Raw genomic sequence first — 24,935 nt, forward strand, 5'->3', positions numbered from 1 at the left:
TTCAGATTCGATTTAAAAGCGATAGATCACTTCTTTGTTAAATCCATTTAGCATTTTACTAGCTTTCTCGTAGTCTTTTGTAAATCCTAAGATATAGCCTCCTCCTCCGCTTCCACAAAGCTTCAGATAGTAAGCATTGGAATCAATGCCTTTCTTCCAAACCTTGTATAAACTCTCAGGGATCATAGGCTTGAAATGATCAAAGGCCCAAAGAGAGAGTTTCTTTAAGTTTCGGAAAAAAGGATTCATATCCTTTTTTAGGAACGCTTCTATACAAGCGTTGTTATAGCGAATGAATTCTTCTTTCAGGGTCTTTCTAAACCCTTCTGTTTTCATCTTATCAAAGAAAATTTGAATCATCGGACCGGTTTCTCCCACGGTTCCTGAGTCAATTAAAAAGATAGCTCCTTTCCCTTCGCTTTGAGAAGGTAGAGACACTTTATCGACACTTTCTTTCGATTCAATTAAGATGGGCAGGTTCATATAGCAAATCAAAGGGTCGATTCCACTACTGGTGCCATGGAAAAAACTCTCCAAAAGTCCAAAAACTTTCTTTAGCGCTTTTAGTTCATCTTTGCTAATTAAATCCGCTGGGTATTTAATTCGGCTGTAGCGCTCAAAAATAGCTGCTACCAGGGCGCCAGAACTCCCCACTCCATACCCTTGGGGAATGTTGCTATCAAAGAAAAGACCTTTCTTTAAATCCTTTTGGAATTCATCCACCTTTAACTCATATTCTGCAGGCAGTTCAAGAGTTTCCAGAAACTTCATATAGCGCTGCAAACTTTCGTTTGAACGCTTTTCAAAATCAGAATCCAAATCAGAGAACTTTAGCGTGCCTTTATAAAAACTATAAGGTACCGTTAAGCCTTGGGAATCTTCTATAATTCCGTATTCTCCAAAGAGAAGTATTTTCGCATAGAATAAAGGACTGGACATACGCTTCAATTACAGGTCTTAAACCTTGCGGCAAAGATACGATATTATATTTTTAGTGCAGTATGCAAAAACCGGGCCTAAATCATCCGCTAATCCACTGATATAATGAAGGTTTAGCTTTTTACAATTTTTTAAATCACTCTCGTTTAAAGAACTTCCTTATTTGGGCTGTTACTGCCTTTCACGAACCGTATTAAAACCAATCCAATCAAAAAGAACAGAACCATGGAGAGAGCGGCATAACGCATGTTATTAAATTCTTCAATCAGCGTCGCAAAGATAAAAGTCCCCAGAATGATCGCTAATTTCTCAAGCACATCGTAAAAACTAAAAAACGTGGTATTGTCCATTGAGTTTTCAGGAAGTAGTTTCGAATAGGTAGATCGAGACATGGCTTGAAGTCCACCCATCACAAGTCCTACAATACCCGCTACAAAATAGAATTGATACTCTACATTTGGATCTTCGCGGTTCAAAAAGAAGGCGGCGAGACAAGCCACGATCCAAAGACCCACGGCAATGGAAATCACGTTCTTATTCCCGATTCGTCTCGAGAGTCTCGAAAATAAGATCGCCCCGATAATCGCTTCAATCTGTATCACCAAAAGAGTGGCAATTAATCTTCCCTGGTCCAAATTGATTTCACTCTTCCCAAAGAGCGTTGCCATCAGAAAGATGGTTTGCATTCCCACACTGTAGAAGAAGAAACTCGAAAGAAAGAATTTAAGGTTGGTGTCTTTAAACAAAATATTCCCCACTTTAAAAAGTTCACGAAAACTTTGTCTTGCAATGTCCCAATAGAAATTCACATTGTCTTTTAGAACTTCAAAGAAACCACCATTCTCCTCGTGCTTTTTAAAGATGTTTTTATAGTTCAAAAGCACTAAGTCTTTCGGTAGTTTTTCTTTGATATCCCCAAAGACAGGCAAATGTTTAAAGGTGTATTGGGAGAAACCAAACCACCAGGCTGCGGTCAGTAAGAAACTAACGCGGGTATAAATCAACTGCTCCTTCGGTCCCTCGGCCACAACCATAATAAGAAGTAGGCAAAGAACCACCAAAACCACGGATCCTATGTATCCATAGACGTACCCTCGCGCCGAAAGCGCATCTTGCTTGTCCCGAGTGGCAATATCGGGTAAGAAGGAATTATAGAACACCAAAGAGCCCCAAAAGCCTACGCTCGCGGTAATGCTAAAGAGAAGCCCTAAAAACACGTTCTCCATTCCCGTAAACATGGCGAGTCCCATACAAGAGGTCGCTCCTAAATAACAGAAAAATTGCAAAAACGATTTCTTATTCCCTATGGTATCGGCAAGGGAAGAGAGAAAAGGAGAGATCAAAACCACGATGAAAAACGAAATCGTTAAGGAGTACCCATAGATTGCATCGGGATGGTAGGACTGACCAAAGAGTTCAATTTCATGACGAACGGGAACGTTGATCCAACGATTCTGATCCGCTAAAAATTCCTTTCTTTCGTACTGGGTCGTAAGGATGGAGTAATAGATTGGGAAAATCGTCGAGGTGATCACTAAGGAATACACAGAGTTTGCCCAATCATAGAAGGCCCACCCCTTCATGATTTTAGGATTATTCTTTATAACCCCTTGTGGGGAGAGAGAGGAATTTGACATGAAATTAGTATAATTTAGACAAAAGTAAAAAATCCATTAAGAACACAACCTTTTTTTTAAGTCTTAATGGATTTTTAATTAGTGTGTAGCTTTTTACGCTAAGTTTTCGATCACGATCGCAGAAGCACCTCCGCCTCCATTGCATATCGCTGCAGCACCATAACGAGCCTTGTTTTGCTTTAGAACATTTACCAAAGTGACCACAATTCTCGCACCGGAACTTCCAAGTGGATGCCCAAGGGAAACAGCTCCCCCATTGACATTGACTTTCGCGCTGTCTAAACCTAAAATTTTATTGTTTACGAGTCCCACAACGGAAAACGCCTCGTTAAATTCAAAAAAGTCAATCTCATCAAGGGAAAGACCTGCCTTCTTAAGGGCTTTAGGAAGAGCTTTAGAAGGTGCCGTGGTAAACCACTCTGGCTCGTGCGCAGCATCAGCATAGGACACAATTCTTGCTAGAGGTGTTAGCCCTAAACTTTCCATTTTCTCTTTTGACATTAAAACCAGTGCGGATGCCCCGTCGTTTAAGGTGGAGGCATTGGCCGCCGTCACGGTTCCGTTTTCTCTTTGAAAAACGGTAGGAAGCGTGGAGAGCCTGTCAAAGTTTACATTTTTGTATTCTTCATCTTCATTCACCACAATCGGATCCCCTTTTCTTTGAGGTACTTCCACAGCGACAATTTCTTCACTATATTTTCCTTCGCTCCAAGCTTTTGCGGATCTCGTATAGGACTCTACCGCAAAGCGGTCCTGGTCTTCTCTTGAGAACTCATATTCGGCGGCGCACTTCTCAGCGCAAACTCCCATATGAACTTTTCCATATTTGTCAGTCAGACCATCGGTCAATAAACCGTCTTGCATCTTCACATCCCCTAATTTGGTTGCGGTTCGCGCATGGTAATAGTGAGGTACTTGAGACATGTTCTCCATTCCTCCCACCACGACCACTTCAGCATCGCCTGACTTGATGGTTTGCGCTCCAATGGAAATCGCTTTCATTCCGGATGCACATACTTTGTTCACGGTCGTGGCCGGAGTCTCGGTAGAAAGTCCTGCTCCTAGAGCCACCTGACGGGCAGGTGCCTGTCCTTCCCCAGCTTGCAGTACATTTCCCATGAAAATTTCTTCTACTTCGCTTGGCTCTAACTTAATTTTATCCAATGCGCCTTTAACGGCCACCGAACCTAGGGTGGTAGCCGGTACACTTGATAAGCTTCCATTAAAACTACCCATTGGGGTTCTTGCCGCGGCGACTATAAATACTTCTTTCATTGCTCTTTATCTATTTAAAATTATAAATTTTCGTTAAAATTGATTCGGCTCTAAAATACAAAAAAAAATACACTGCGAAAGAGTGTATTTTTTTATGTGTTTCGGCTCTGTAGTAAGCCTTAGTGTGTAATCGTTTTTAAGGCTTCAGGGGTGTGTTTATGCTTAAATAGCGCCCAAAAGGCAATGGCAATTACAAAGGCGTAGAGAGCAAACACGAGCCATATTTCATGCCACATTTTTCCTCCGCCAGGAAGTGTAAAGTATGTGTCAATCATCCAACCACTCACAAGACTTCCCATCACCGCTCCAAATCCATTGGTCATCATCATAAAGACCCCTTGCGCAGAACTTCTAATTTTATAATCGGTGGTTCCTTCCACAAAGAGAGATCCAGAAATATTGAAGAAATCGAAAGCCATTCCGTACACGATGCAAGAAACAATGATGAACACAAGACCCATTCCTTCTGGCGTTCCGTATCCCAGTAACAAAAAGCGAAGAACCCATGCAAACATGGAGATAAGCATCACTTTTTTGATTCCGTATCGCTTAAGGAAGAAAGGAATTGCTAGGATGAAGACCGTTTCTGAAATTTGAGAAATAGACATGATAATGGTGGACCGCTTCACGACAAAACTATCGGCATAGTTAGGATCGTTTGCAAAATCAGATAAGAACGTATCGCCGTACATGTTGGTGAGTTGAAGCGCAGCTCCAAGGAGCATGGAAAAGCAAAAGAAAAGAGCCATCTTATAATCCTTGAACAAGGAAAAAGCCTTCAGCCCTAATTTTTCACTTAGCGGTGCGTCTTTCGGGATTTTGTTTTGCGGTGGACAATCCGGAAGTGTAAAGGCATAAATCCCTAAGATAAAAGCCACCACTGCTGCAATGTAAAATTGATCCGCGGAATCTTTACTGCCCGTAAGGTTGGTCACCCACATCGCGATGATAAATCCAATGGTTCCCCAAACCCGAATGGGTGGAAAATCTTTGAGAACATCGTTTCCACTGTTTTTTAAAACGTTGTAAGCGATCGAATTTGAAAGTGCGATTGTCGGCATGTAAAAAAGCATGGCTAAAAGCATAACCCAAAAAAATTGGTCAGGATTGATTAGCGAAGGCATTAACAGAAGACTTCCCCCATAAAGGAAATGAAGCACTCCATACAGCTTTTCTGCATTCACCCATCGATCGGCAATAATCCCGATTAAGGCCGGCATGAAAATCGAAGCGATTCCCATGGTTGAGAATACAGCTCCAAATTCGGCTCCACCCCACTGTTTGGTGGAAAACCAATAAACAGCGATTGTAATTAGCCAAGCTCCCCAGACAAAAAACTGCAAGAAACTTAAAATGGTAAGTCTTAATTTTACATTCATAAGATGGTCAAAATAAAAAGCCCTTTTTGGGCAGCGGTTCTTTTAATTAATTGAAAGAAAGCATGCCTTAAGGGCGTTGGGTCATTAATCTAGATTCTTTTTCCTTCTTTTGATTTCTTCTTGCAATTCAAGAGCAGCATCAAAATCTTCGTCTTTCACGGCCTGTTCTAAAAGAAGTTTTAGTTCTGCTAGGGGTAGGTTGTATATATCTTGAGAACCCAACTCACTGGGAGAAGGGCTAAATTCAGGCTCACTTGACTCCTCTTTTTGAATTTCGAGCAGGATTCCGGCTTCTTCGAGTACTTGCGAGGTGGTAAATATCGGAGCGGAAAAACGAACGGCCATCGCCACGGCATCTGAAGTTCTTGCATCAATCACGATTTCTTTGCTGGTACCGAATTCCCGAAAGACCATATTGGAAAAAAAGACGCCGTCTACAATCTGGTAAATTAACACGGAGACCATTTCATAATTCACGGTAGAGACAAATGTCGCAAACAAATCATGGGTCAAGGGCCTAGGCGGCTGAATGTCTTTTTCAAGTCCAAGAGAAATGGCCTGCGCCTCAAAATTTCCGATCACGACCGGCAATTTAATTTGGGTCGGAATGTGTTCCAAAAGTAGCGCATAGGCTCCAGACTGAGTCTGGCTATAGGAGATCCCTCGGATATTTAACTCTTTGTAATCCATCTTACAAATATAAAAAATTATTAATTGGATAGCATCGCTTTCCACTTGCAGTTTCAAGCCCGATTCCTCAAAGCACAATGTCCCTCATTCGAAGGACATTGCGCATAAAAATCAAACTTGATTTTTACTTATTTTACATGTTTTTTTGTCTCGCCATCTTCTGGCTTAAACCCTTTTTTACGGAAAAGGTCATAGGATATTGCTGAGGCAATAAACCAAGTGGAATACGTACCAAATCCAACCCCGATCAGAAGAGCAAACATAAATCCTCTTAAGTTCTCACCTCCTACAATGAAGATCGCAAGAATCACAAGGAAGGTCATAAAGGCAGTGTTAAAGGTTCTACCAAGTGTGCTTGAAATAGAATCGTTAAATAGGCTCTTCAAATCCGCTGACTTCTTATCTTGGAGGTATTCACGAATACGGTCAAAGATAATTACCGTGTCGTTAATGGAGTACCCTAGAACGGTAAGGATTGCTGCGATAAAGTCCTGGTTAATTTCCATACTGAACGGCATCACATTTTTCAAAAGAGAGTACGCTCCTAGAATCACAACTGAGTCATGAATAAGGGACGCCACAGCTCCTGCAGAGAACTGCCATTTTTTGAATCGAACCAATATGTATAGGAAGATACCCACTAAGGAGATTATTAGAGCAAGTGCGCCCCCTGTCTTAATGTCATCGGCCACGGTAGGTCCTACTTTAATAGAGCTTACAATACCGTATTTTTCTTGTCCTGAACTACGGAATGATTCCAAACTTGCATCTTTTGGAAGATACGGCTGGAGTCCTTCGAACAATTTAGCCTCTACATCCTGATCTGCTGCAAGACTCTCTTCATTTACACGGTAGTCCGTCGTAATTTTCAGTTGTTGTTCGTTACCGAAAGTTTTCACATCGACGGCATTTTTTTCACCTTCTGCATCGACAAATTTCCCTTCCAAGTTGGTTTGGGCATCGTTTGCGACCACAGGCTGTTCAAATCTTACTACATAGCTACGTCCCCCATTAAAGTCAACACCAAATTTAAATCCTTGCGTGACAATCGATACGATACATACCACAGTAATAATTGCAGAAATGATGTAGGCATATTTTCTTTTGCCAATGAAATCGACCCAAGTATGTCTGAAGATATTTTTGGACAAAGAAGTCCATACAGAAAGTCCTTTCCCTTTGTTCAAACGACTAAAGATCATGACACGTGTAAGAAGTACACAGGTGAACATGGACATTAAAATACCAATCCCTAAGGTGACAGCAAACCCTTTAATCGGACCTGTACCAAAAATATATAGTACCACCGCCGTCAAAAGTGAGGTTAAGTTTCCATCAATAATCGCAGACAGGGAGAATTTGAATCCTTCGTTGTAAGCTTCTTTAATGTTCTTCCCGGCAAAAAGTTCCTCCTTGGTTCGTTCGTAAACAATTACGTTCGCATCAATCGCCATGGCCATCGAGAGCACGATCCCTGCAATCCCTGGAAGGGTAAGGGTAGCATCCACCGAATCCATGATTCCCATAAGGTAGAATAGGTTAATCGTCATGGCAATAACAGCGTATATACCGGCACCACCATAATAGAAGATCAAATATAAAATTACGATCCCAAAGGCAATGATAAAGGACCACAGTCCTGAGCTTACAGATTCAGCACCGAGTGAAGGTCCTACCACCTCTGCTTGCACGATTTTCGCGCCTGCTGGAAGTTTACCTGCTCCAAGTACGTTTACTAAATCTTGCGCATCCTCTTGGGTGAAGTTCCCAGAAATCTGAGTTCTACCGTTCGGGATTTTATTTACTACGTTGGGCGCAGTATAAACTACATTGTCTAGAGTCACCGCTACGGGTTTTCCCACATTCTTCTCAGTCAAAGTAGCCCAATCACGAGACCCTTTGCTGTCCATTTGCATATCGACTACAATACGACCTAATTCATCGTAACTAATGTTAGCCGTTTCTACTGCTCCGTCTACCGGTGCTTTCTGGTTGATATTTCCTCTTACGGCATAAAGAACCAAATTGTCTTGGTCTCCCGCTTCCGGCTTGTATCCCCATTCAAATTTCGTGTATTTAATATGGTTAGGTCTTGCGTCCTTGGCCACTTTGCTTGCAAGAATCTTATTAATTTTTGCTGTATCCGAGAGTTTTACATTCGCAACTCCATTGGATTTCAACGTATTTAATTGAAGTAATGATTCAAAATTCAGGTCTTTTGCTACCCCCATAGAATCCCCTTTGGTTGCCACCAAAGTCTTAAGGGTTTGGAAATACGGGAAAATCTCCTGAATTTCTTGCACTTCCCAGAATTGCAGTTTTGCAGAGGTCTGCAACATTTTTTTAACTCGGTCAATGTCTTTTACTCCAGGCATTTCTACAGAAATCCTTCCCGTTCCTGGTACTCTTTGTACGTTCGGTTGAGTCACCCCCATTTTGTCAATACGGGTTCTAATTACTTCGTATGCAGTACCCGTGGAAAGATCAATTCGAGTGCGAACCACATTACGAACATCTTCGTCAGTTGAGTTGAACTTTATCTCCGTTAAATTGGTGTTCCCAAAAATCTCTGGATCTGCCAACTTCAAATTCGCATTTTTCTCCTTGTTTACGATCTCAAACTGGTCAAAGAATAAGTCGACATACGTTTTGGTCGAATTTTTCATTCCCTCGTCGGTGCGGTCAAGCGCCTCGATAAGCACAGGGTTGGTGGAATAATTGGTTAGGTTGTTGATCAGATCTCTCTGGTTAATTTCCAAAAGAACGTTAATCCCGCCCTTAAGGTCAAGACCAAGTTTCATTTCCTTTTCCTTCGCTTTGGAATAGTATAATTTGGTGAAACCTAGATTTAAAGTGTCTTTGGAAAGCCTTGTGAGTTCATTTTGGTATTTTACCGGATCGTCTCCCGCCACTAGTTCGGCTTGCTTTTCAATTTTTCCTGAGTACCACGTCGGCAAAAGCTCGTTTAGACAAATAAGTCCTAGAACAATGGCCACGAGTGTGATGAGTCCTTTTCCTTGCATTTTAATTACAGCATTAATTTTTCGTGGGCAAATATAATGATTTCCAAATCAATTAAGGATTTTTTAACAGCACTTTTGCGATTTGTTCCCTCTGTTAAAGTAGCAAAGTTAGAATCCAGAAAGCCTAGCAGTTGCAGGATTTTCTGGATTCTAACTTCGAGTACGCTTTCAAAACGTCTGAAACTAGAAAAATGTCGCTTCTAAATGGTCATGGAGAAAATCCTCGTTTCCGGTTTGTTGCGAAGCATTCTTAAATCCAGAGTCATGGCTACATTTCGGGTAAAGGCTCTTCCTTTTTCCGTGATTTTAATTTTGTTATCACTTAAATCCACCAGTCCGTCCTGCTGCATTTCAAAGAGTCTCTCTTTTGCATTCTCTAATTCAGGAAGGTAGTTATCCCCGTTCCAACTCGTTTCCAAACGACACATTAAATTCAAAATATGCTGACGCACAAGCAAATCCTCAGAGGTTAAAATGTGTCCTTTCACCACAGGAAGTTTCCCTTCTTCCACGCGTTTTTGATAGGCCTCTACGGACTTATCATTTTGCGCGAAGGCGTACCAACTATCAGAAATTGCGCTCATTCCAAGTCCCACCATAAGCTGGGTTTTGCTAGAAGAGTAGCCCATAAAATTCCGGTGGATTTCACCCGATTTTAAACTTTGGTAAAGATCGTCTTTCTCCAAAGAGAAATGGTCCATTCCGATTTCTATGTAGCCCAAGTTTTCAAGAAGATTCTTTCCATTTTCATACAATTTGCGTTTTTCTTCACCACTTGGTAGGTCATTTTCGTCAAATCCTCTTTGTCCCACTCCTTTTATCCAAGGCACGTGCGCATACGAATAAAATGCAATTCGGTCTGGCTTTAAGGTCATGGTTTTTAAAATGGTCTCGTTCATTTTCTCCCAATTCTGGTGAGGAAGTCCAAAGATTAGGTCATGGGACACACTGGTGTATCCTATTTCTCGCGCAAGGCGAGTTACTTTCTCCACATTCTCATACGATTGAATTCGGTTGATTGCCTTTTGAACTTTGGGATCGTAATCCTGCACTCCAAAACTACAGCGTCTAAACCCTAAATCGTAAAGAGTTTGTAAATGTGCCTCAGTGGTATTGTTGGGATGACCTTCAAAACTAAACTCCGGATTCTGTGCAATTTTTGCCTTTTTAAAAATCCCTTCTAAAAGAGATCTTAAATTTTCAGGAGAGAAAAAAGTGGGAGTTCCTCCTCCCAAATGAAGTTCTTTAATAATTGGAACCTCATTTTCGAAAAGACCCAAATAAAGATCCCATTCTTTTAAAACCGTTTCTAAATAAGGAGTTTCTACCGTATGCTGTTTCGTGATGCGTTTGTGGCAGGCACAAAAGGTGCATAAACTTTCGCAGAATGGCAAATGAATATAAATAGAAATGCCCTCGGAGGCATTGCTTTCTTTGTAAGCTTTAATCACAGAGCTTTCCCATTTTTCAGTGGAAAACTCAGACTCTTCCCAAAAAGGGACCGTAGGATAAGAAGTATACCTAGGTCCAGGAATGTTGTATTTATCGATGAGCGTTTGATTCATGAGGCAAAAATACAAATTATAATAGAGTCTCAATTTCAAAACTGAATAATATCATCTATCAGCCTCATGCGAGAAGTTGGCTCATTTGCCTAGAGTCCTTTAAAATCAAATTTTACAATTTTGCCACGACCCGCGGCGATCAGCGTATTTGAATTTTGCCATTCGCAGGCGTAGAGTCCTTTCTCATTGGAAAGCACACGCCAGGTTTTACCTGCGTCTTCTGAAAAGGAAAGGTGCTGGTCTCCAAGGGCCACAATTTGTTTCCCCTTGGACCCTGGTCTGTATTTGACGCAAGTGGAATACCCTGCATTTTTTCCCTCGGCCTGTAGTTCCCAAGTTTCCCCTCCGTCTCTCGTCGTTGCAATCACCCCTTTATTCAAAGTCTGGTTTGTGTAATCTCCTCCCACGGCAATTCCAAGGGTTTCAGAATAAAAATCAATTGAATACATTCCACTCGAAGAAATGCCTTGGACAAACGGTGTTTCAAACCTTTTCCATACTCCCTTATCACGTCGCAAGATTCTAGACTTAATTCCTCCCGTTGCAATCCATAGCCGATCTTTCTTCGAAGCAATGTTGGTATTGCTTGCAGCAAAAGCAGCTTCTCCTATGGCTAAGGTAGGAAGCTCATCGCACGACTGCATATCCCAAGTTTCCGTAGCGAAATTAAATTTTGCGATTCGAGGACAACTCGTGTCCGAATCACTGAAGGTCCAACCCTCTCCTGAGTTTGTAAAATGGATGGCATCGTAAAATGCAGATTTAGACTCGTCTTTTCCAAGAAGTGTGGCTTCTAGTGTTTTCACGTTTATCTTATAGAAAAAAGCAGGCGTATCGATGGAGGTCGCATAAAAGAATTTCCCATGGCGCCCCAGAGATCGAAACTCTAAGTTGGGCTGAGAGACCTGAATTTGCTTTTGATCGCTAGGCCTGTGAAGGCTCACATACCCAATCTTGGATTTAGATCCCGCATAAAAAACCTTTCCCTTGTAAATTGAAATACTTCGAATGCTGATGTCGTCCTTCAAAAGAACGGAGCTTTTTTGGGCCCATAGGCCTTGGCTTAGGAGTAGTAAAAACACCACTACTCCCATTGGATATCTATTCTTCATACTAAAAAAGCAATCCTAGCTTTAGGAGCTAGGATTGCTGCATTAAGTGAAACTTATTTTCTATTTTTAAAATACTGGTAGGAGTAGTAGATTGAATGGATAACAATCATCCCTACTGAGAATATAATAAGACCTGAATCGTCCGTTTCTGCATTTTGATGATGCAGGAATGTGAGAACCGCTAATGCAAGGGTTAAAATCACACCTGAAAGCGCTGTAATTCGATAATTTTTAGGATCGTGCGTCGTTTCATTCTGTTTTCCAAGGAAGGAATTACGAATTCCTCTATATAGATACACATCCAGACCAATCATCATCCAGCACACAAGTCGAATCCAGGTGTCAAAAGGAAGGAAAGCCATCATTCCAAAACATACCAAAATACCAAGAATTGGAATAAGGGGAACCAAAGGAGTTCGGAATCCACGAGGCGCATCGGGCTGCGTTTTACGCATCACAAGTACACCCACACAAACCAAGATAAAGGCAAATAGAGTTCCAATACTGGTCATCTCTCCTACCACTCGTCCCGGAATGAAAGCCGCAAATAGACTCACAAACACAAGGAAAAACAAATTGGCTTTAAATGGAGTTCTAAATTTTTCATGTATTTCTGAAAACGCTTTGGGAAGCAGTCCGTCCTTACTCATGGAGTAGAACACACGGCTTTGTCCCATTAACATCACAAGGATCACGGAAGAATATCCAAGCAAAATCGCTACGATAATAGAGGTGTTAAGCCAAGGATAAGCAGGAACCACCACTCCATTTACGACGTCACCCATCGCTTCAATGGCAATGGCCACAGGCGCTAAGTGATCGCCACCGCCACCGGCGGTAAATTCTTTGTAATGCACGACTCCTACCATCACATAAGCGAACACGATATAGAGTACAGTACAAATAATAAGCGATCCTAAAATCCCAATAGGCATGGCTTTCTTCGGATTTTTGGTTTCCTGCGCTGCAGTGGAAACTGCATCAAAGCCTATATAGGCAAAGAAAACAATGGCCGCCGCCCGTATGACTCCCGACCAGCCGTATTCTCCAAATTTTCCGGTATTCTCCGGAATTAGCGGAGTTAAATTCTCAGGTTTGATATAATTAAATCCAATGACAATAAAGATAATCACAATGGCTACCTTCAAGATCACGATCGCTCCATTGACCCATGCGGATTCACTGGTTCCTTTGATGAGCACCAGGGACATAATCACCACAATAAACACAGCCGGCAAATTGACCAGACCGGCTTCTCCTGCGGAAGTAATATCAAAGGGGGTCATCATAAATCTCTCGGGGAGTGCGACTCCAAAATTGGAAAAGAACTTTCCTAAATACCCCGACCAACTCGAGGCGACCGTAGCAGCACCCACCGCATATTCTAAAACAAGATCCCAACCGATAATCCAGGCGATAAATTCACCCATAGTGGCGTACGAATAGGTATAAGCACTACCGGCCACAGGAATCATAGAGGCAAATTCTGCATAACACAATCCTGCGAAGGCACAACCCAACGCAGCGATGATGAAGGACACCATAATTCCAGGCCCTGCATGGTTGGCTGCTGCCATTCCGGTGATCGAAAACAATCCAGCACCGATAATTGCACCAATCCCTAGGGCTACAAGGGAACTTGCGGTTAGTGTTTTCTTAAGTCCTTTTTCAGACTCCTCTGCCTCTGCTAATAGTTGATTAAGAGGTTTAGTCCTCCACAAATTTGACATGTTTAAATATTTTGATTTTCCAAAAGTATAAATTTTTACGAACTATTAACTATTTTATCCCATTATTATTGAAAAAAAATTGAGGGAAGGGTATTGAATAATTTCTTTGGTTTCGATTAAGGAATTTGCCCTTTTGCGGATGTTTGATAATTCAATTTCAAAGAAATTCTAATATATTTGACTAATGAATTTCTACGAACTTTTAATCTCCCCCTACGAAAGTTATGAAGCCTACCAGATCGTGCTTGAAATACTAGCCGCATTCTTTGGTCTTCTCAGTGTTTTCTTCTCCATTAAAAAAAACATTTGGGTGTATCCCACAGGAATTATTTCCACTGCAATGTATGTGTACATTCTTTTTGTCTTCGGACTTTTGGGCGACATGATGATCAATGTCTATTATACATTTATGAGCGTATACGGCTGGATTCTTTGGTACCAAAATTCAAATGATCACGTGCACATTGAAGTAAAAAGGACTTCGAAAAAGGAGTGGATTTTTAGTTTTGGACTTTTTCTTCTCAGCCTCGTGCTTGTGACCCTCGTTTACTATTACAAACCGGCCATTGACCAGGGCTTCTCTACTGAGGGAGTCTCCTTGGGACTCTACCATTTGGATTGGGCCAATTGGCTTGATGTCTTTACGACCTCTGTCTTTTTAGTGGGAATGTGGCTCATGGCCAAACAAAAGGTAGAAAATTGGATTTTCTGGATTCTAGGGGATTTAATTTGCATTCCTATTTTCATCTATAAAGGACTTGCAATTACCTCCTTCCAATATTTTGTTTTCACGCTAATGGCCGTAATCGGCTATCTGGAGTGGAAAAAAAGCGCAGCATTAAGCAAAACCTCTACTACACTAGAGTCATCGCCCCAATAAAACTCTACTTTTTAGTATATTTACCCCCTCAATAGCATAATATAAGATGGCTCAATTTACATTCTACAAATACCAAGGAACCGGCAATGATTTTATTCTTGTGGATCACCGCCAGGGCGGTTTTCCTAAAGAAAACAAAGCACTCATTGCGAAATGGTGCGATCGAAGGTTCGGAATTGGAGCAGACGGGCTGATCCTTCTGGAAGAGGATGAGGCTTTGGATTTTAAAATGGTGTATTACAATGCAGACGGCAGTGAAAGCACGATGTGCGGGAACGGAGGTAGATGCATTGTTGCCTTTGCAAGGGATTTAGGAATTATTCAGGAGCAGTGTAAATTTAGCGCCATTGACGGACACCACGAGGCTTCTATCGCCGGAGACATTGTCACTTTAAAGATGATTGATGTAAAGGAAATTCAGACGCTAGAAAAGGCAAGCATTGTGGACACAGGCTCCCCTCATTACGTAACCTACGTAGAGAAGTTAGAAGAGTACCCTGTTTTTGAGAAGGGTCGTCAAATTCGAAATTCCGATCTGTTTAAATCCCAGGGAATTAATGTGAATTTTGTGCAAGTTTTAGGAACCAATTCTCTCTTTGTTCGGACGTACGAACGAGGGGTCGAAGACGAAACTTATAGCTGTGGAACGGGAGTCACAGCCGCAGCCCTCACCTATTTACAAGACCAGGATCTGGAAAAGGTAAATATAAAAGTTAAAGGAGGAGAATTAGTCGTAAAGGCGGAAAAGAATGGCACTGAATTTTCTAACATTTGGTTAGAGGGTCCTGCCCTTAGAGTTTTTAAAACAGAAATTCAATTGTAAGGATCTTTTTAATTTAATCGAATGAAAAAAAACAGCAAACTAATTCTTGCCCTCGTCCTGGTTCTACTTGCCTTCTGGGGAGTTCAATATTTTTTAAATTTCAAGACCAATAATGTAAAAAAAGAAGGGTACTTTCATGTGGCAAGTAACGCTTCCTACGCACAAATCCTAGACAGCATTCGACCCTTTATCCAAGACATGGATCGCTTCGAAAAAGTGGCCAAAAAGGAGGATTTGGAAAAAAGACATCACGCCGGCCGATATAAAGTAGTGGAAGGAAAAACCTCTCAAGAGTTGGTTCAAATGCTTAAAAATGGGAACCAAGTAGACATTACATTCCGAATTGGAGATTTTAGTGATGTATACCAAATGATGGGGCGTGTGGCGAGAAAAACACAGGCCGATTCGCTAACGTTCATTAGAGAATTTGATAAAATTGCAAAATCCAAAGGACTTTCGAATGCCGAGGATTTAAAAAAATACTTCTTAATCGATTCTTATAATTTCTTTTGGACCGTGTCCCCACAAGAATTTTTTGAGCGATTTGAAACCCAGTACAATTCCTTTTGGACTCCTGAGAGAATCGCAAAAGAAAAAGCCCTTGGGTTAACACGAAATCAAATCTACGCTCTTGCCTCGATTGTTTACAAAGAATCAGGAGGAAAACCAGACGAACAAAAAACCATTGCAGGACTCTATTTAAATCGCTACCGAAAAGGAATGAAACTTCAAAGCGATCCCACCGTAATCTATGCGCACCGAAAAGACACAGGGTTCCAAACTGAGATCAAACGTGTCTATTATAAACATCTTCGCTACCCCTCTCCCTACAATACGTATGCGAACGAAGGAATTCCGCCCGGTCCGATTTGCGTGGTGGATAAATCTTCTCTTGATGCAGTACTAAATCCAGAATCACACGGATACATCTTCATGGCCGCTGATCCTCAGCGTCCTGGACTCCATCGTTTCACTTCGAGCGACATCGAACATGCCCAAAATGCGCGAAATTACCAGCAGTGGCTTGATCGACAAACCGCATCAAAATAAACTTTAACACATTTTAAGAATTTTTGTTTTTAACATTTAGGGGATTCTTACGTCTAATGGGGGTAGTACGGAAATCGGGAACGATCCGTGCAAATTAAAATTACTCTTATTTACATGTAGAACTAACAAAATTCACTTGAATTTTGCGTAAAATTAACTTGATGATTCAGACAGAAATTACTCAAAAACTAACCAGAAAAACTCTGGGGTTAACTCTTTTACTTTCGGCGGCCGCTTTTGCCTTTGCACAAGAAAAAGTAAGTGTCAGCGGAAATGTAGTGGACAAGGCAAACAACCCCGTACCCTATGCTTCAATTGCATTCTCTAGCAAGAGCGATTTATTATATAGCGATGCTACGCTGACCGATGAAAACGGTCATTACGAGCTTCAAATCGTCCCAGGACTTTTCGATATCACGGTCGAGGCTATCGACTTTAAAAAGTACGTATCTTCAGGACGAACCCTAAATGCTGGGGTCCTAGGATCGATCGTTTTAGAACCTGAAAGCAACATGACCATGGCGCCTACAGCCAACATTGAGGGAATTACTCTGACCGCCACCACAAAACCTTATAAGGTGGAACTAGACAAGAGAACTTACGATCCATCTAGCGACGTGATTAGCAAAGGAGGAAACTTGCAGGATGTTCTTCAAAACGTTCCTTCTGTTTCTGTGGATACCGATGGAACAGTCTCCATGAGAGGAAACTCAAACATTCGTTTTTTAATTAACGGAAAACCGTCCGCTTTACTAGGAATTGACGACGGGGCGAATGCTCTTCAAACCATTCCTGCAGATCAGATTGATCGAATTGAAGTCATTACCAACCCTTCTTCTAAATACGAAGCCTCTGGAACCGCAGGGATTTTAAATATCATCTTAAAGAAGAACAAGAGAATTGGATTTAACGGGAGTGTAACCGGAACGCTAGGGTACTTGCCTAACACGAGTCTTAATACCAATTTAAGCTGGAGACGTGGGAACGCGACTTGGTTCCTAAATGGCGGAGGAGGATACCGTAAATCAGAAGGAAACAGCTATAACAATGCGACCTTTGACGATCGAGGTACCCTATATCAACTTCTACGTTCCAACAGCAATACCGTGACCAACAACGAAATGAAAAATTACAACGGTACGGCTGGATTGGTTTATGACCTATCGGATCGAACGTCTGTAAACGGGTCGGTAACTCTTCGTCATTACGAAGGAGAAAACGAAAGTGTAATCTCAACAGAAAGTGATTACAGTGGAATTACAAGGGACAACGCAACGGCGCAGTATCCGATCAGCAAAGAAAGAAGAACTAGTGGAATTAATAACAACAACGCCTTCCAAGCGGATTTTGGTATTGACCACGAGATTGGGGACAAAGGATCCACAATCGCTGCCTCGGTAAGTCTTCAAAATAACGAGTCCACGAACTCAAGCGATATTTTTGAAACCAGAATTCCAGCGTATAATACAATGGACCAAACGGCTCAAGAAACAAAAAACCGCTCTGTGGTCGCAAAAGTAGATTATGAGCTTCCGATCGGAGAGTATTCAAAAATTGAGGCGGGATACCGTTTTGACTCTCGTAACAACGATTACGATTACGCTGTATGGAACGAAGGCGTCGTGAATCCTGATTTCACATCCGTGACGAACTACAAAGAAATGTTCAATGCATTTTACGCTCAATTCAAAAGCAAAATTGGAGACAATTTCGCATACCAACTTGGTTTAAGAACGGAGCTTTCAAAAATTGACGTGGATTTTAGAAGTCTCACCAATACAGAACCGGCCATTAGTAAATCGTACAGCAACTTCTTCCCTTCTGTGTTTTTAAGCTACAATCTAACCGAAAACAATCAGTTGTTATTAAACTACTCAAAACGGATTAACAGACCCAGATCTTGGTTCCTAGTTCCGTTTAACAGTTACAACGACAGTGACAACATCTTTAGCGGAAACCCAGACTTGAACCCTTCCTATGTAGACTCTTTTGAATTTGGGTACAGTTTCCAAAAATCAAAAATAACCTTCAACCCGACGCTTTATTACAATCACGAAAAAGACGAAACGCAAATGGTCAACATTTACAATTTCGAGCGTCAAAGATTTGAAACCAAACCCTACAATATCGGATTCGAAGATCGCTACGGTTTAGACATGAACTTTACTTACGATCCTTTCAGCTGGTTAAAGCTAATGGGTAGTTTAGACCTCTATGGATACCGTTCTGAAGGAGAATTTAATTATACAACCCTAATTGACGGTGTTGAAACTCCCACTTCGATGTCCTTTAACGGAAAAGGATTCTCACAAAGAGCTAGACTTAATACCACGTTTAAAATTGACAAGACTCTTAATGTACAATTGCAAGGATTCTACAGAGGAGGAGAAGAAACAGACACTTCCAAAAGAGATGCAATGTACGCTCTTAATTTAGGAGCTTCCAAAACGATTTGGAACGGAAACGGTACGTTTAGCTTTAACATCCAAGACATCTTCAATACTAGAAACAGAACGAACTTTACGTACGGAGACGGATTCCAAAGAGAATCTTACATGCAATGGCAGCCTAGACAATTCTCTCTATCCTTTACATATCGATTTAGAGAAGGAGACCGAGTGGATCAACCTAAGAGAAAGAAAGACATTAATAGCAATGCAGAGGCTGGCGAAGACGAAATGCCACCGATGTAATCAAATGCTTTAGCAAGCTCATGCTAAAGGAAAACAAAACTGGCCTAGAGAATCTCTCTAGGCCAGTTTTCGTATTTGTAGGAAGAGTGAGTTTTCTATTAAAAAGATATCCCACTGCTATCACTTGCTCTCGATTTGAGGTATTTTTGCCACTCCCATGTTGTTTTAAGCGCATCGCGCAGAGAGGTATTTGCTTTCCAATTTAATTCACGTTCTGCCTTAGACGCATCCGCATAAGCAGAAGTAATATCGCCTGCTCTACGAGCGGTGATTTCATAGGGTACCTTGATTGAATTTGCCTCTTCAAACGCATGCACTACTTCCAAAACTGAGGATCCTTTGCCTGTTCCTAAATTGTAAATATCAAGCACGGTGGAGTTAGGGTTCTGCATTAACTTTTGCAAGGCTGCCACGTGCGCTTTGGCTAAATCCACCACGTAGATATAATCACGTATTGCGGTTCCATCTGGGGTTGGGTAATCGTCTCCGTAGATCAGTAGTTTTTCGCGAATTCCAGCAGCAGTTTGCGTGACAAACGGCACTAAATTATTAGGAATTCCTATTGGAAGTTCGCCAAGTTTTGCTGAGGGATGAGCTCCAATTGGATTAAAATACCGAAGTAAGGATACTTTGCGCTGGTGCGCTCGAGCGAAATCCATCAATATCTCTTCTCCCATCTGTTTGGTCTTCCCGTAGGAACTCTCTGGGGTTTTAAGCGGAGTGGATTCTTCTATGGGCATTTGATCTGCTTGCCCATACACAGTACAGGAAGAGCTAAAGATAAAATTACCCATATTTCTCTCTTTAAATTCTTGCAAGAGATTGAGCAGTGAAAACAAATTGTTTTCATAATAGTCCATGGGTTTCACTTGACTCTCTCCTACCGCCTTAAAGGCCGCAAAGTTGATACAGCCTTCAATGGTATGCGCATCGAGAAGCTGGCTTAGCAATTCTCGTCGTTTTAAATCAAAGGGATAAAACACCGGTCTTTTCCCACTAACTTCTTCAATATTATCAAGGATAAACTTCTCAGAGTTGGACAAATCGTCCACGATTACGACCTCAAAACCAGAATTTAGAAGTTCAACCACTGTGTGCGAACCAATATATCCGAGTCCACCGGTCACTAAAATTGCCATCGTGTATGTTCTTTAATTAAAAAATTCTAGAATACTATCACAAATGTATTTCAGTTGCTCGTCATCCAGTTCCGTATGCATCGGAAGCGAAATCACCTCGTCTAAAAGACGGTCTGTGTGAACGAAATCTTCGTCATTGCTAGGTTGATAGTATGCTTTTTGTTTGCGAAGGGCAACTGGATAATAAATCATGGCAGGAATCTCCTTCTCGGCTAGGAATTCACGAAGTTCATTTCTTTTGCCGTTTGTCACTCTTAACGTATACTGATGAAAAACATGAGACGAATTCTCATTTCGTGCTGGAATTAAAACAGACTTATGATCTTTAAATGCCTCGTCGTAATAATCCGCTGCTTTTCGGCGAGCCTCATTGTACAAATCTAAATTGGGTAGTTTGCGACGAAGTACGGCCGCTTGAATGCTATCCAATCGAGAATTCACACCCACCTCGTCATGGTAATAACGTTCGTACATACCGTGGTTGACAATGCCTCGAATTTTATAAGCTAAATCGTCGTCCTGGGTAAACAATGCACCCCCGTCTCCGTAACAACCTAGGTTCTTGGAGGGAAAGAAAGAGGTGGTTCCAAGAGTTCCCATGGTACCCGATTTTTTCACATCACCGTTTGCGAAGGTATACTCTGCTCCAATGGCTTGGGCATTGTCCTCAATGACGTAAAGCTGGTTTGCTTTTGCAATTTCTAGTATCGATTCCATCTCACAGCATTGTCCAAACAAATGCACAGGGATGATGGCTTTGGTTTTAGGAGTGATGGCTTTTTTCACAGCCTCAGGATCTAGGGTAAACGTATTGTAATTCACATCGACCAGCACCGCTTTCAATTTCAACAAATGAATTACCTCCACCGTAGCAGCAAAAGTAAAATCTGCTGTAATCACCTCATCTCCTTCTTTAAGACCTAAAGCCATTAACGCAATTTGCAATGCGTCTGTCCCGTTTGCACAAGGAATCACGTGGCCCACTTCTAAATATTCTTCCAGTTCTTTTTGAAACCATTCCACTTCAGGACCGTTTACAAACGCTGCTGACTTCATTACGTTTAGAACCGCATTATCTACTTCCGGTTTTATTTTAAAGTATTGACTCTGGAGATCAACCATTTGAATCTTTTTCATCTTTTGCTCTTTTTTTGCTGTTCGTCCTTCGACGTATCTGTCTTAATTGCTCAAAAATACGTTTATTAAGGCAAGTATGAAAATTTTCTTTGGATTTTCTCCCTTGATTTTCTATACCTGGAACTGAAAGGATAAATGCGCTGTCGAACTGCCGGAAAGACGAAAAACCCTCCTCGAATTGAACATCGAAATTAGCCTCGCAAGAGCGTAAAAAATCTTAAGACTTTCCTAGATTCCATGATTTAATGCATACACTTTCAGTCCACTTCCAATCGTATCTATTAATAAACTTCTACTATAGTTCTTATATAGTTGTAGTATAGTAATAATGGTTTAATAAGATTTTAAAAAACACCGAGGGATGCCACAGATTCTTAAAAATACTTCGTAATTTTGAACAAAAAGATACAATGTTAAATTTTGACTATAAAAATCCGACGAAGATTTTATTCGGGGAAGGACAAATTGAAAACCTAGCAAGGGAAATTCCTGCAGACGCAAAGGTTTTAATTCTCTATGGAGGCGGCAGTATTAAGAAAAATGGAATTTACGATCAAGTGAAATCGGCACTGAAATCCCATGAGGTTCTTGAATTCCAAGGCATTCCTGCCAATCCCGAGTATTCGGTACTTTTAGAGGCTTTAAAAGTGATTAAATCGAACTCGATTGATTATTTGCTTGCCGTGGGCGGAGGCTCTGTGATTGACGGCACGAAATTTCTTGCCGCGGCAGCGTGCTACAAAGGGGAACCTTGGGACCTTGTGAGTAAGCGGGTTCGCACCCATACAAATGAGGCGTTACCGTTCGCCACCGTTTTAACGCTTCCTGCCACAGGATCCGAAATGAATTCCGGATATGTGATTTCAAGAAAAGAAACGAACGAAAAATTATCTTCTGGGGGTCCGGGTCTCTTTCCTACGGTCTCTGTGCTTGACCCGACAGTCATTAAATCTCTACCCACAAGACAAATTGCCAACGGAATAGCAGATGCCTACACCCACGTTCTAGAACAATACCTCACCTACCCTACGGATGCAAAACTACAAGATCGCTTTAGCGAAAGCATTCTCTTAACGCTTCAAGAAGTTAGCACTCCTCTATTAAAAGGTCCGTTTGATTATAAGAACGCATCCGATTTCATGTGGGCCTGCACGATGGCGCTTAACGGACTCATTGCAAAGGGGGTACCTACGGATTGGTCTGTACATGCCATAGGGCATGAACTGACAGCGCAGTATGGAATTGACCACGCAAGAACACTTGCCATTATTGCCCCCTCACACTATCGAACTATGTTTGAAAACAAGAAAGAAAAACTAGCGCAATATGCCGAGCGTGTTTGGAATATAACGCAAGGTTCACTTGAAGAGAAAGCAAAGCAGGGAATTGAAAAATTAGAAGAGTTCTTCCATTCCTTAGACATTCAAACCAAATTATCAGAGTACACAAACGATTTTCAAGACTCGGGCGAGAAGGTGGAGAAAGCTTTTACCGACCGAGGTTGGCTATTGCAGGGCGAACGAAAGGATTTAACCCCTGAAATCGCTCGAAAAATTGTCGAAAATAGTTATTAACCTACGCCGAAGAGCAAAAATAAATAAAAATGAAAAAATACATCTCCTTTCTATTACTGCTATGCTTTACATTTGCCTTTACGCAGGAGAAGCCCGCCTTTTGGTCTGATATCCAATCGCTTAATTCAAAGAAAACCACTGAAAACCTGCCTTCTGATGCCATTCTGTTGCTAGGCAGTTCATCCTTGACCATGTGGCAAGATGTTGGAGACTATTTCCCGACTAAAAAATTCATTAATTTCGGGTTTGGAGGGTCAAGACTTGTCGACGTAAATTTTTATATTAAGGAACTTCTAGAGGTTCCCACGCCCAAACAAATACTGGTGTATTGTGGAGAAAATGACATTGCCTACGATGTAGAACCTGCAAAAGCAGAGCAAGTACGAGAAAGATTTGAAACGCTTTACAATACCCTTCGTACGAGGTATCCTGAGGCTCAAATCGATTACCTATCCATGAAACATTCACCGAGTCGCGAATCGCTGTGGCCTGAAATGGAAAAAGGAAATGCTCTAATCAAACAGTTTGTAGAAAGCAAAGAGAACTCTTCCTATATTGAAATTAACCCCTCGATTGAGGACAAAGATGGAAACCCTCGAACCGAACTCTTTTTGAAAGACCTTTTGCATTTAAATCCAAAAGGCTACCAGAATTGGGCGAAGGTCATTGCTCCCTATCTAAAATAAATGTAGCAAAGGACGGTTACAAAGAATCAAAGCAATAGGGGAATTATTTTTTCCTATTTGCTTTGGATTTTGCTTTGGCCTGTGCACGGTTTGCACCGGGTTTGGATTTTGGGACTTTACGCTTGCTTGGACCTCCTAGGTTGATTTTCCTGTTCTTTTCCTTTTTTTCATGAAAGGCGCCACCTCCTTCTTGTATTTTCACCGTGTGCGCATTCTTCATTTTGACTTCGTCCTCTTCGGATGCGATTTTCTTCGGATTTACTTTTACTTCTTTTGGAAATTCCATCTCGAGGAGTTCTTTGTCCATTAGAACCACGATCTCAAGAAGCTGCGGCTCTTCTTTTTTGGTATAAAACGTAATGGCTTTCCCATCTTTATCGGCACGACCCGTACGTCCAATTCTGTGAATGTACTGCTCGGGTACTGCAGGAACCTCAAAGTTGATTACGTGGGTAATGTCCGAGATATCAAGCCCTCTAGCCATAACATCCGTAGTAATTAACCCTCTTACTTCTTGATCCTCAAAGCGTTTCATGGCTCGAAGCCTATAATTTTGAGATTTGTTGGAGTGGATTACATCAAATTCTTCCGGCAATACTTCCTCTATTTTAGAAAATAGAAGGTCTGCGTGTCTTTTGTTATTCGTGAATATAAGAACCTTGGAAAGATCCTCGCTCGTTTCAAGCAAATGCTTTAGGAGATTAAATTTCGTATTGAAATTCTCTACTTTGTAGGCGCTTTGCTCAATTTTTTCGAGCGGTGTTCCTGATTTAGCCAGTGAGATTTCCATTGGACCCGCAAAATATTCGGCAAGCATATCATCTACAGCTTCCGTCATGGTAGCTGAGAAGAGGATGTTTTGCCTTTTTTCTCGCATCATTTCGAAGATATGCGTAAGCTGCGGTCTAAAACCTAAATTAAGCATCTCGTCGAACTCATCAATGATCAGTCTTTGGACCTCTTTTAGCGAAATTGCATTGTCAATCGCTAAATCCATCACCCGTCCTGGAGTTCCAACTAAAATATCACAGCCCGTATTAAATAACTTCTTCTGCGTATTTATGTTCTTACCTCCATAAATCCCAATGACTCTTGCCGATAAATTTTGAGTTAAATTCTCAACAATTTCAGCGACTTGAACCACTAGTTCCCTTGTAGGAACCAGAATAAGCAGTGTAGGATTGCCGTTTTTGTTATACTTCCACTGTTTGAGAGTAGGTAGTAAATACGCTAGGGTTTTCCCCGTTCCGGTTTGCGCAATGCCCATCACGTCTCTTCCCGATAAGATCGGTTTGAAACTTCTTGTCTGGATGGGTGTGGGTTCAAAAAGTTCGAGATCCGCAAGAACATCTAATATTTTCTCTGGTAAATCGAAATCGGCGAAAGTTAAATTCATGGAGTAGAGTTAAAAAAAAAGAACTTGTGCAGTTCTTCTCTCATGTTTTACTCGGCAAAGATAAGGTATTTCCTTAAAAAGGATTGATTTGGTTTTACTCTGAAAAATAATATCGACAACAAAGCCCATCAAACTTGCAAAAGAATCTTTCAACCTCAACGCAATCCCTTGTCATTTGCAGAGGATAAATTTCCACTGGAAATCCTA

18 protein-coding genes are annotated in these 24,935 nt (G+C 41.4%); 6 read left to right on the forward strand and 12 right to left on the reverse strand.

Annotation, left to right across the window (positions count from 1 at the left end):
• Positions 1 to 12: 12 nt before the first annotated feature.
• The 9 genes from ACX3PZ_RS09370 to ACX3PZ_RS09410 form a co-directional block, all read right to left on the reverse strand.
• Positions 13 to 939, reverse strand: coding sequence for a mevalonate kinase family protein (locus ACX3PZ_RS09370; protein ID WP_459084158.1), 927 nt, complete (start codon positions 937 to 939; stop codon positions 13 to 15).
• A 146-nt stretch (positions 940 to 1,085) separates the two neighbouring features.
• Positions 1,086 to 2,576 carry an MFS transporter gene (locus tag ACX3PZ_RS09375; RefSeq protein WP_459084159.1) on the reverse strand — a complete coding sequence of 497 codons (1,491 nt, stop codon included), beginning with the start codon at positions 2,574 to 2,576 and terminating at the stop codon, positions 1,086 to 1,088.
• Positions 2,577 to 2,669: 93 nt separating this feature from the next.
• On the reverse strand, positions 2,670 to 3,851 hold the full coding sequence (locus ACX3PZ_RS09380) for a thiolase family protein (protein ID WP_459084160.1): 1,182 nt from the start codon (positions 3,849 to 3,851) through the stop codon (positions 2,670 to 2,672).
• 119 nt (positions 3,852 to 3,970) lie between these two features.
• Positions 3,971 to 5,230, reverse strand: a complete 1,260-nt coding sequence (locus ACX3PZ_RS09385; RefSeq protein WP_459084161.1) for a nucleoside permease — start codon at positions 5,228 to 5,230, stop codon at positions 3,971 to 3,973.
• An 84-nt stretch (positions 5,231 to 5,314) separates the two neighbouring features.
• Positions 5,315 to 5,920 (reverse strand): bifunctional nuclease family protein, encoded by a 606-nt coding sequence (locus ACX3PZ_RS09390; protein ID WP_459084162.1) that lies wholly within the window; start codon positions 5,918 to 5,920, stop codon positions 5,315 to 5,317.
• 128 nt (positions 5,921 to 6,048) lie between these two features.
• Positions 6,049 to 8,943, reverse strand: a complete 2,895-nt coding sequence (secD, locus tag ACX3PZ_RS09395) for a protein translocase subunit SecD (protein WP_459112628.1) — start codon at positions 8,941 to 8,943, stop codon at positions 6,049 to 6,051.
• A gap of 200 nt (positions 8,944 to 9,143) precedes the next feature.
• The gene (hemN, locus tag ACX3PZ_RS09400) at positions 9,144 to 10,508 is read right to left on the reverse strand and encodes an oxygen-independent coproporphyrinogen III oxidase (protein WP_459112629.1); all 1,365 of its coding nucleotides are present in this window, start codon (positions 10,506 to 10,508) and stop codon (positions 9,144 to 9,146) included.
• 89 nt (positions 10,509 to 10,597) lie between these two features.
• Positions 10,598 to 11,620: a WD40/YVTN/BNR-like repeat-containing protein gene (locus ACX3PZ_RS09405; protein WP_459084166.1), complete on the reverse strand. Its 1,023-nt coding sequence runs from the start codon at positions 11,618 to 11,620 to the stop codon at positions 10,598 to 10,600.
• A 53-nt stretch (positions 11,621 to 11,673) separates the two neighbouring features.
• Positions 11,674 to 13,350: an amino acid permease gene (locus ACX3PZ_RS09410; RefSeq protein ID WP_459112630.1), complete on the reverse strand. Its 1,677-nt coding sequence runs from the start codon at positions 13,348 to 13,350 to the stop codon at positions 11,674 to 11,676.
• A 184-nt stretch (positions 13,351 to 13,534) separates the two neighbouring features.
• Here ACX3PZ_RS09410 and pnuC point away from each other — a divergent pair, with 184 nt between their 5' ends.
• The 4 genes from pnuC (at position 13,535) to ACX3PZ_RS09430 (ending at position 18,796) form a co-directional block, all read left to right on the forward strand.
• On the forward strand, positions 13,535 to 14,230 hold the full coding sequence (gene pnuC / locus ACX3PZ_RS09415; RefSeq protein ID WP_459084168.1) for a nicotinamide riboside transporter PnuC: 696 nt from the start codon (positions 13,535 to 13,537) through the stop codon (positions 14,228 to 14,230).
• A gap of 46 nt (positions 14,231 to 14,276) precedes the next feature.
• Complete coding sequence (dapF, locus tag ACX3PZ_RS09420) at positions 14,277 to 15,053, forward strand: diaminopimelate epimerase (RefSeq protein WP_459084169.1); 777 nt, start codon at positions 14,277 to 14,279, stop codon at positions 15,051 to 15,053.
• Between the two features lie 21 nt (positions 15,054 to 15,074).
• A complete protein-coding gene (gene mltG, locus ACX3PZ_RS09425) occupies positions 15,075 to 16,103 on the forward strand; it encodes an endolytic transglycosylase MltG (RefSeq protein WP_459084170.1) in 1,029 nt (342 codons plus the stop codon).
• Positions 16,104 to 16,264: 161 nt separating this feature from the next.
• On the forward strand, positions 16,265 to 18,796 hold the full coding sequence (locus ACX3PZ_RS09430) for a TonB-dependent receptor domain-containing protein (protein WP_459084171.1): 2,532 nt from the start codon (positions 16,265 to 16,267) through the stop codon (positions 18,794 to 18,796).
• A 98-nt stretch (positions 18,797 to 18,894) separates the two neighbouring features.
• Here the strand turns inward: ACX3PZ_RS09430 and galE are convergent, their stop codons facing one another.
• Positions 18,895 to 19,935 carry a UDP-glucose 4-epimerase GalE gene (gene galE / locus ACX3PZ_RS09435; protein ID WP_459084172.1) on the reverse strand — a complete coding sequence of 347 codons (1,041 nt, stop codon included), beginning with the start codon at positions 19,933 to 19,935 and terminating at the stop codon, positions 18,895 to 18,897.
• A 12-nt stretch (positions 19,936 to 19,947) separates the two neighbouring features.
• Entirely contained in the window at positions 19,948 to 21,072 is a 1,125-nt protein-coding gene (locus tag ACX3PZ_RS09440) for a DegT/DnrJ/EryC1/StrS family aminotransferase (RefSeq protein ID WP_459084173.1), read from the reverse strand.
• Between the two features lie 410 nt (positions 21,073 to 21,482).
• On the opposite strand from ACX3PZ_RS09440, the gene ACX3PZ_RS09445 reads away from it, so the two are divergent.
• Positions 21,483 to 22,646, forward strand: a complete 1,164-nt coding sequence (locus tag ACX3PZ_RS09445) for an iron-containing alcohol dehydrogenase (protein WP_459084175.1) — start codon at positions 21,483 to 21,485, stop codon at positions 22,644 to 22,646.
• A gap of 29 nt (positions 22,647 to 22,675) precedes the next feature.
• A complete protein-coding gene (locus ACX3PZ_RS09450; RefSeq protein WP_459112631.1) occupies positions 22,676 to 23,332 on the forward strand; it encodes a GDSL-type esterase/lipase family protein in 657 nt (218 codons plus the stop codon).
• Positions 23,333 to 23,375: 43 nt separating this feature from the next.
• Here the strand turns inward: ACX3PZ_RS09450 and ACX3PZ_RS09455 are convergent, their stop codons facing one another.
• Positions 23,376 to 24,728, reverse strand: coding sequence for a DEAD/DEAH box helicase (locus ACX3PZ_RS09455; RefSeq protein ID WP_459084177.1), 1,353 nt, complete (start codon positions 24,726 to 24,728; stop codon positions 23,376 to 23,378).
• Positions 24,729 to 24,935: the final 207 nt, after the last annotated feature.

Source organism: Chryseobacterium sp. A321 (genome assembly GCF_054489265.1).